Source organism: Mucilaginibacter sp. JRF (assembly GCF_015223065.1).
In the GTDB taxonomy this organism is placed as follows: Bacteria; Bacteroidota; Bacteroidia; order Sphingobacteriales; family Sphingobacteriaceae; genus Mucilaginibacter.
Genome location: NZ_JADFBY010000026.1, coordinates 1 through 683, shown reverse-complemented (window position 1 = coordinate 683; position 683 = coordinate 1). Strand labels below are relative to the sequence as shown.

Here is a 683-nt window from a genome sequence, read left to right as displayed (position 1 = left end):
GCTAAGGGGCAGCAATCATTTGTCATCAACAATGAGCAGAAGAGTATCATCAGGTTCTTTAGTGATTTTACAGAAGAACTGATCATCGGCATGGAGGATACAGGCCGGTATAACTGGGCGCTGTATGATGTCTTAAAAGACAGCCGGCACCGTGTATTTGTCTTTTCGCCATTGCATCTGAAAAAGAGCATGGGGCTTGTCAGGGGGAAGAATGATAAGATCGACGCGGTTAGGATTGCCGCGTTTACTTACAAGAACTACCAGGAACTACCGCAGTGGAAACCATCCGGTAAGACTATACAAACCCTAAAGATCCTGTTAACGGAACGCAACAGCCGCGTTAAAGCGAAAAGGCAGCTCCTTAAACAACAATACGATTATGCAAAGATGAAGCATTTGGGCATAGACCAATCCCTGATGGTTTTGAATAAGCAACAACTCGCCCTGTTAAATAAACAGTTAGTGATGCTTGAGTCCCGGATCGAGGCTTTGATAGGTTCAGACCGGGACATGAATAACCAGGCCAAACTCATGCGCTCAATACCAGGTGTAGGCAAAGTGCTTTGTTGGATGATGCTGGCCAAAACGGAAGCTTTTACAATAATCACAGAATCGCGTAAGATGGCCTGTTACGGTGGCGTTGCTCCTTTTAGCCACCAGTCAGGCACCTCCGTCAGGGGCAA

General features: G+C 46.6%; 1 protein-coding gene. It reads left to right on the top strand.

Annotation, left to right across the window (positions count from 1 at the left end):
• A partial coding sequence (locus IM792_RS21175; protein ID WP_194103920.1) for a transposase occupies nt 1-683 on the top strand: 683 nt, incomplete at both ends.